General features: G+C 70.5%; 7 protein-coding genes. 4 read left to right on the top strand and 3 right to left on the bottom strand.

All coding sequences use genetic code 11. From position 1 onward, the window contains the following. The coding region (locus ADK65_RS36515) for a M6 family metalloprotease domain-containing protein (RefSeq protein ID WP_053675999.1) at positions 1 to 1,179 on the bottom strand (1,179 nt) is incomplete at its 3' end. A 297-nt stretch (positions 1,180 to 1,476) separates the two neighbouring features. On the opposite strand from ADK65_RS36515, the gene ADK65_RS36510 reads away from it, so the two are divergent. Both ADK65_RS36510 and ADK65_RS36505 read left to right on the top strand, forming a co-directional pair. Next, the gene (locus tag ADK65_RS36510) at positions 1,477 to 2,121 is read left to right on the top strand and encodes a TetR/AcrR family transcriptional regulator (RefSeq protein ID WP_053675966.1); all 645 of its coding nucleotides are present in this window, start codon (positions 1,477 to 1,479) and stop codon (positions 2,119 to 2,121) included. A 198-nt stretch (positions 2,122 to 2,319) separates the two neighbouring features. Then, positions 2,320 to 3,861 carry an MFS transporter gene (locus ADK65_RS36505; protein ID WP_053675964.1) on the top strand — a complete coding sequence of 514 codons (1,542 nt, stop codon included), beginning with the start codon at positions 2,320 to 2,322 and terminating at the stop codon, positions 3,859 to 3,861. A gap of 97 nt (positions 3,862 to 3,958) precedes the next feature. Here the strand turns inward: ADK65_RS36505 and ADK65_RS36500 are convergent, their stop codons facing one another. Next, on the bottom strand, positions 3,959 to 4,492 hold the full coding sequence (locus tag ADK65_RS36500; protein ID WP_053675962.1) for a MarR family winged helix-turn-helix transcriptional regulator: 534 nt from the start codon (positions 4,490 to 4,492) through the stop codon (positions 3,959 to 3,961). Positions 4,493 to 4,582: 90 nt separating this feature from the next. Between ADK65_RS36500 and ADK65_RS36495 the strand changes: the two genes are divergently transcribed. Continuing rightward, positions 4,583 to 5,368 (top strand): dioxygenase, encoded by a 786-nt coding sequence (locus ADK65_RS36495; RefSeq protein ID WP_053675960.1) that lies wholly within the window; start codon positions 4,583 to 4,585, stop codon positions 5,366 to 5,368. Between the two features lie 37 nt (positions 5,369 to 5,405). Here ADK65_RS36495 and ADK65_RS36490 read toward each other — a convergent pair whose 3' ends face one another. After that, positions 5,406 to 5,924, bottom strand: a complete 519-nt coding sequence (locus ADK65_RS36490) for a GNAT family N-acetyltransferase (protein ID WP_053675958.1) — start codon at positions 5,922 to 5,924, stop codon at positions 5,406 to 5,408. 195 nt (positions 5,925 to 6,119) lie between these two features. Between ADK65_RS36490 and ADK65_RS36485 the strand changes: the two genes are divergently transcribed. Beyond that, a complete protein-coding gene (locus ADK65_RS36485; protein ID WP_053675956.1) occupies positions 6,120 to 7,118 on the top strand; it encodes a sigma-70 family RNA polymerase sigma factor in 999 nt (332 codons plus the stop codon). Positions 7,119 to 7,488: the final 370 nt, after the last annotated feature.

Genomic DNA, 7,488 nt, shown 5'->3' with positions numbered 1-7,488 from the left:
TGCGCGCGTGCAGCCGCCGCTGTTGCGGCGGGAGTCGGTGACGGTGACCGGGCCCATGCCCGTGTCCACCTCCGCGTCGACCTTGTAGATCAGGACGCCCGGGCGGCACACCGCTTCGTCGTTGCCGGCTTGGGTGCGCAGTTCGACGGCGTAACCGGTGCGGCCGTCGAGAGGGACGAAGACCAGCTTGGAGCCGCCGGCCCGGGCCAGCGGCGTCAGGGTGTACTCCGTGGTGCCGGGGGACGCCGCACAGTGGACCTGGGCGGCGTCGAGCCAGCCCAGCTTCCACTTGTGCCAGCCGAGGAAGTCGTTGTTGGCGCCCCAGTCCTCGCTCATGATGTCCCAGTGGCCGACCGCGCCCCCGCCCTCCGCGGTGTACAGGTCGGGGAGGCCGAAGACGTGGCCGTTCTCGTGGGGGAGGACGCGGTAACCCGTGCGGTCGTAGGAGCCGGAGCCGTCGTCCTGGCGGGAGTAGACGAAGGACGCGTTGGCCACGGGGATGCCGTCGGCCACCGGGGCGTCCGGGTTGCCGGCGAAGGTGACGGACAGGACCGTGTCCAGGGCGGAGGGGCCGGCGTTGGGGCTCACCAGGACGTTCAGCAGGTCGTACGAGCGGAAGTCCACCTCCGGGTCGGCCACGGCCACGAGGTCCTGGACGAGGGTGCGGTAGCCGGGCTCGAACGGGGCCCCGCGCTCTATGGCGTACTCCCGGAAGGACTTCGGCATCCGCAGCCAGCCGGGGATCGGCGTCTCGGGGCGGTAGTCCAGGCGGCCGTAGGAGCTGGTGCGGAACCACTCGCGGGTCTGCGGGAAGAACTCGCGGAAGCGGTCCCGGGCGTCGCCCTCGCCGGGGGCGTCGGAGAAGTCGATCATGAGGGTGAGGGCGTGGACGATGCCGGTGGAGCGGGTGTAGCCGGTGGCCGTGGGGATGCCCTCGGACATCTGGACCTCGTGCGCGCCGCGGATCATGCAGGGGCCGTGTGCGGGGGTGTGGGACAGGACGACCGGGCCTGCTCCCGCCGTGCTGCCGCCCGGGACGAGCCGGCCCGTGCCGGCCGAGGTGGTCACGGTGAAGGTCAGGGCGCTCACACAGGCCAGGGCCGCCAGCCGGCGCCGGGGTTTCCGGCGGCCGGGCGGGCCCGTGCCGCCCGGGCGGGGACGCCGGGGCGGCGGCTGTATGCAAGGGACCTGCAAAGGACCTCCCGCGCCGCGGCAGCCTCCCGTCTCCGGCTGCACCCTTGCGATCACCCTGCGTCGCGGGGTGGGGAGACGCGCGCTGGAAGAGACCGATCGTGGGTTTCTCGCCAGTAGCCGTCGGGACGGCGTGCCGTCGACTTGTGATCCAGGTCACAAGGAATTTCTGCGGGAGCGGGAAATACCGGGGGCCTACTCCCCGTTTAGCCATGTGTCCGACCGAAACGGGGACCCGTTCCCCGGATCGGAGCACCACCCGCTTTCCCACGTGAGGAGCACGCCGTGCAGACCGCCAGTCCCGAAGCGCGCAAGGTGCCCCGGCCCCGCGCCGACGCCCTGCGCAACCGGGAGCGGATCGTCACCGCCGCCCGGGAGATGTTCGTCGAGCACGGCCCCGAGGTGCCGCTCGACGAGATCGCCCGCCGGGCCGGCGTCGGCAACGCCACGGTGTACCGCAACTTCCCGGACCGCGACGCACTCGTCCGCGAGGTCGTCTGCTCCGTCATGGACCGCACGGCCGCGGCCGCCGAGACCGCGCTCACCGAGACCGGTGACGCGTTCGAGGCGCTGGAGCGCTTCGTGCACGCCGCCGCCGACGAGCGGATCAGTGCGCTGTGCCCGATGGTCTCCAGCACGTTCGACCGGCACCACCCGGATCTGGAGGCCGCGCGCGAACGCGTCGAGCGGCTGATCGCGGAGGTCATGGACCGCGCCAGGTCGGCGGGGCAGCTCCGGTCCGACGTGGACGTGGGGGACGTCATGATCGCCGTGGCCCAGCTCAGCCGGCCCCCGGCCGGCACGGACTGCTTCCGGGCCGACCGTTTCGTACACCGCCACCTTCAGCTGTTCCTGGACGGGCTGCGGGCTCCCGCTCGCTCGGTCCTGCCGGGTACGGCCGTGACCCTGGAGGATCTGCGCCGGCCCTGACCGATCCGCCCTGACCGATCATCTGCCCAGCCGGACCCCTCCAACCTGATCCGGACCGAACGGATCCGCACAGCCCGACGAGTTCAGGCCGCCCCACCCGTCTGAACCCTGAACGACAGTCCCAGCGGTCGTCCCCACGGACGAGCCGTCACCTTTCGTCACCTTTTTCCGTCACGAAGTCCCGAAGTGGGTATCCCCATGTCTGAAACAGCCTCCAAGACCCTCGCCGCACCGGCCAGAGAACCGGATGCCGGCCGCTGGAAAGCGCTCGTCTTCATCGCGCTCGCGCAGCTGATGGTCGTCCTGGACGCCACCATCGTGAACATCGCGCTGCCCTCCGCCCAGCAGGACCTGGGCATCTCCGACGGCAACCGGCAGTGGGTCGTCACGGCCTACGCGCTCGCCTTCGGCGGTCTGCTCCTGTTCGGCGGCCGGATAGCCGACCTGTGGGGCCGCAAGCGGGCGTTCGTCCTCGGACTCGGCGGATTCGCCGCGGCCTCCGCGCTCGGCGGCGCGGCCACCAACGAGGCGATGATGTTCGGCGCCCGCGCCCTCCAGGGCGTCTTCGGCGCGCTGCTCGCACCCGCCGCGCTCTCCCTGCTGGCCGTGATGTTCACCGACGCCAAGGAGCGGGCCAAGGCGTTCGGCATCTACGGCGCGATCGCCGGTGGCGGCGGCGCCGTCGGTCTGATCCTGGGCGGCTTCCTCACCGAGTACCTGGACTGGCGCTGGACGTTCTTCGTGAACATCCCGTTCGCCATCGTCGCCGCGGCCGGCGCGTACTTCGTCATCCGTGAGCCGGAGGGTGCCCGCAACCGATCCCCGCTCGACATCCCCGGCGTGATCCTGTCCACCCTCGGCCTGGTCGCCCTCGTCTACGGCTTCACCCGCGCCGAGTCCGACGGCTGGAGCGACTCCCTCACGGTCGGCATGTTCGTCGCCTCGGCCGTGCTGCTGCTCTCCTTCGTGCTCGTCGAGTCGAAGGTCAGGGCCCCGCTGCTGCCGCTGCGCGTGGTCACCGAGCGCAACCGCGGCGGGATCTACCTCTCCCTCGGTCTCGCGATCATCGCGATGTTCGGCCTGTTCCTCTTCCTGACCTACTACCTGCAGATCGTGAAGGGCTACTCGCCGGTCAAGACCGGGTTCGCCTTCCTGCCGATGATCGCGGGCATGATCACCGGCTCCACCCAGATCGGCACCCGCCTGATGACCCGGGTCGCGCCGCGCCTGCTGATGGGCCCCGGCTTCCTGGTCGCCGCGCTCGGCATGCTGCTGCTGACCCAGCTGGAGATCGGCTCCTCGTACGCGGCCCTGCTGCTGCCGGCGATGCTGCTGCTCGGTCTCGGTATGGGTACGGCGTTCATGCCGGCCATGTCGCTGGCCACCCAGGGCGTCGAGCCGCGGGACGCCGGTGTCGCCTCCGCGATGGTCAACACCTCGCAGCAGGTGGGCGGCGCGATCGGCACGGCCCTGCTGAACACCATCGCCGCCTCGGCGACCACGGCGTACGTCACCGATCACATCGCCGGGGCGACCAGCCGGTCCCAGCAGCAGCTGGTCCAGCTGGAGGGCATGGTGCAGGGCTACACCAGCGCCATCTGGTTCGCCGTCGGCATCCTCGTGGTGGCCGCCGCGATCGCCCTGACGTTCGTCAACGCCGGCCGCCCGGGCGGTACGACGGTGGCGTCCTCCGAGGAGGGCGCGGCGGACGAGGTGCAGATCCCGGTCGTCGCCCACTGACGGCCGTACCGCCCACCCCTTCGGGCCACTCCGCAGGCGCGAGGAAGGGGACGCCTCGCACCTGCGGAATCCTGGATCTGCCCCGGCTCCGCGCGGCTCAGCGGAGCCAGGGCAGGTCCGCACCCGCTTCGGCCGGCTGAAGTCCCTCGGCGACGATCCGCATGATCTCGCCGAGGGACTTCTGCTGTTCCGGCGTAAGCCGGTCGAAGACGGCCTGGCGTACGGCCTCGACGTGCCCGGGCGCGGTCCGCCGCAGCACCTGGAGGCCCTCGTCCGTGAGGACGGCGAACTGGCCCCGCTTGTCGTCGGGGCAGTCCTCCCGGCGTACCCAGCCGTTCTTCTCCAGGCGCGCGACGGCGTGCGAGAGACGGGAGCGGGTGATCTTCGCCAGCATCGCCAGCTCGGTCATGCGCAGGCGCCGCCTCGGCGCCTCGGCGAGCTTGACCAGAAGGCCGTAGTAGACGTGCGGCATGCCCGCGTCGCGCTGGAGCTGGCGGTCGAGATGGTCGTCGAGGAGGGTGGCGCCCTCCATGAACCAGCGCCAGACGCGCTGCTCCTCGTCGGTGAGCCAGCGCGGTTCCTGGGGTGGGGCGGTCGAGCCGGTTGTCGGTGCGGATGCGGGTGCCTTCATGTGTTCCACTCTACGTGGCCCCTCCTTGAACTTTAAACAAATGGCCCGTACAGTTTTGTCAGGGAACCACGTTTTGGAAGGAGCCGCAGCATGTCCGCCGCCACGCAGGAGCGCATGCCCGCTCTGTACCTCAGCCACGGCGCGCCGCCCCTGGCGGACGACCCGGTCTGGCCCGGTGAGCTGGCCGCCTGGTCCGCCGGCCTGCCTCGGCCCAAGGCCGTTCTGATCGTCTCCGCCCACTGGGAGGAGGCCCCGCTCGCCCTCGGCGCCACGGAGACCGTCCCGCTCGTCTACGACTTCTGGGGCTTCCCCGAGCACTACTACCGGGTGAAGTACGACGCCCCCGGCGCACCGGAGCTCGCGGAGTCCGTACGCAAACTGCTGCGCGCCCCCGGTATCCCCGTCCAGGACGTCCCCGACCGCGGCCTCGACCACGGCGCGTACGTCCCGCTGGTCGAGATGTACCCCGAGGCCGACCTCCCGGTCCTGCAGGTCTCCATGCCGACGCTGGACCCGGTCCGGCTGATGGAGATCGGCCGCAAGCTCGCCCCGCTGCGGGACGAAGGTGTGCTCATCGTCGGCTCGGGCTTCTTCACCCACAACCTGGCCGCGCTGCGGCAGGGCGGCATCCCCGCCTGGTCGGCCGAGTTCGACGACTGGGGCCGGCGGGCGCTGGAGGCGCGGGACGTGGACGCCCTGCTCGACTTCACCCGCAAGTCGCCCGCGGGGCAGCTGGCCCACCCGCGCACCGAGCACTTCGCCCCGCTGTTCGTGACCATGGGCGCGGCCGACGCGGCCGGTGAGCTCGACACGCAGAAGTCCGTGATCGACGGGTTCTGGATGGGGCTGGCGAAGCGGTCGGTCCAGTTCGGCTGAGGCGGGCCCCGGCGGCGTTCCTGCCCGCGGGGCGCCCCTAGAGCGGCTTCTCGTACCAGGCCACGTCCCAGTACCGGCCGAACTTGCGCCCGACCTCCCGGTACGTGCCGACGTGTCGGAATCCGAAGCGCTCGTGCAGCCGGGCCGATGCCTCGTTCGGCAGCGCGATGCCCGCGTAGGCGCGGTGCAGGTCCTCATCCGAGAGAGCCTCGAAGAGGGCCGTGTAGAGGAGTGTGCCGACGCCACGCCGCCCGGCGCCCGGGGCGACGTACACGGTCGTCTCCACGGAGGTGGCATAGGCGGGCTTCATGCGGAAAGGGCTGGAAGTGGCGTAGCCCAGCACCTCTCCTGTCTCAGGCTCCGTGGCAACCATCAGGCGATGCGGCCCGTCTTCAGGGTGGGAGAGCAGCCAAGGGCGGCGCTCCTCCGGAGTGAAGATCGCGGTATCGAATGTGATCGCCGTCTCACCCACGTAGTGGTTGTAGAGGGCCGTGAGGGCTTCGAGGTCACCCTCGACCCCCGGTCTGACCTGCACCTCTGTGGACTCAGGCGACATCGGTCCTCCTCGTGTGGCCGGACAGGGTACTGCATGATCAGAAAAATCGGAGGCCCGGTTGGGAATTCTGTCCTGATTCCAGTCGTTGTTTCCATCGGATGCAGGGCACCCGAGGAGAGTCCGGAAGAGTCCCGGAAGACGGAGTCCCGCGTCCGAAGGACCACCCGCTGACCTCACCATCGCAAGGGAGCTCGCATGGCAACCCGTGCCGTCGCCCGTCGTCAGTCCGCCACCGGCGAGACGGCCGACGCGGCAAGCAGTGTTCGCGCCCATGGCGGCGAGATCGCCGACCGCGACCTGGTCGGCATGTACCTCGACGAGATCGCGCGCACACCGCTGCTCGACGCCGCCAAGGAGGTCGAGCTGTCGCAGATCATCGAAGCGGGTGTGTTCGCCCAGCAGATCCTCGACGGCCTGGAGGAGAACAAGGCCGGGGCTTCCCCCGAGGAGCTGCAGGCCCTGGTCGACGCGAGCGAGAGCGCCAAGGACATCTTCATCCGCTCCAACCTGCGCCTCGTCGTCGCCGTCGCCCGCCGCTACCCCCGCAGCGGTCTGCCGCTGCTGGACCTGATCCAGGAGGGCAACGCCGGCCTGGTGCGCGCGGTCGAGAAGTTCGACTACCGCAAGGGCTTCAAGTTCTCCACCTACGCGACGTGGTGGATCCGCCAGGCCATCACCCGCTCGATAGCCGACCAGTCCCGTACGATCCGCCTGCCCGTCCACCTCGTGGAGGAGCTCGGCAGGATCCGCCGTGTGCAGCGCGAGTTCAACCGCGAGCACGGCCGGGACCCGGAGCCCGCGGAGATCGCGGCCGAGCTCGGCTCGACGCCGGAGCGCGTCACCGACGTCCTGGACTGGGCCCGTGACCCGGTCTCGCTGAACATGTCGGTGGACGACGAGGGCGAGACCCAGTTCGGCGACCTCCTGGAGGACACCTCGGCGGTGTCGCCCGAGCAGTCGGTGCTCACTCTGCTGCGCAGCGAGGAGCTCGACGACCTCATCGGCCGGCTCGACCAGCGCACGGCGTCGATCATCAAGATGCGCTACGGCATCGAGGACGGCCGGGAGCGCACGCTGACCGAGGTCGGAAAGGAGCACGGCCTGACCCGCGAGCGCATCCGGCAGATCGAGAAGCACGCGCTGCTGGAGCTGAAGAAGCTGGCGCGCAGCACCGGGTTCGACGCGGCGGCGTGATCCGTGCCGAGCGGTACCTCTTCGCCGGAGGCGCGAGACCGCGAGGGAGATGCGAGACGGTGAGCGTCCGGGCGTACGACTCGTTCCCACGGCCAGTGGGTGACGGATCGTGTGCGCCCGGGGGTCACCGCGTACGCCGGGTGGCGAAAGACCGCGCAAACATGGCGGTGTAACGCTGCTTCAATCCACAGACTCAGGGAACAAGACTTCTGGGTCCACCAGTTCGACCCGGGGTCACGAGCCCCGAAACCCCGAAAGCCACGTCCCGTCGCACTCCCCCCGGCGCCGGGACTTTCCCCGAGACCGGGCTTCGGCGTCCTTCCCCCCGGACGCCGGGGCCCGGTTCTCCGCTTCTGGAGGGCGGGGCACC

Origin of the sequence: Streptomyces sp. NRRL B-1140, assembly GCF_001280065.1 — a bacterium.
GTDB lineage: Bacteria > Actinomycetota > Actinomycetes > Streptomycetales > Streptomycetaceae > Streptomyces.
This window is presented reverse-complemented; position numbering and strand designations above follow the sequence as displayed.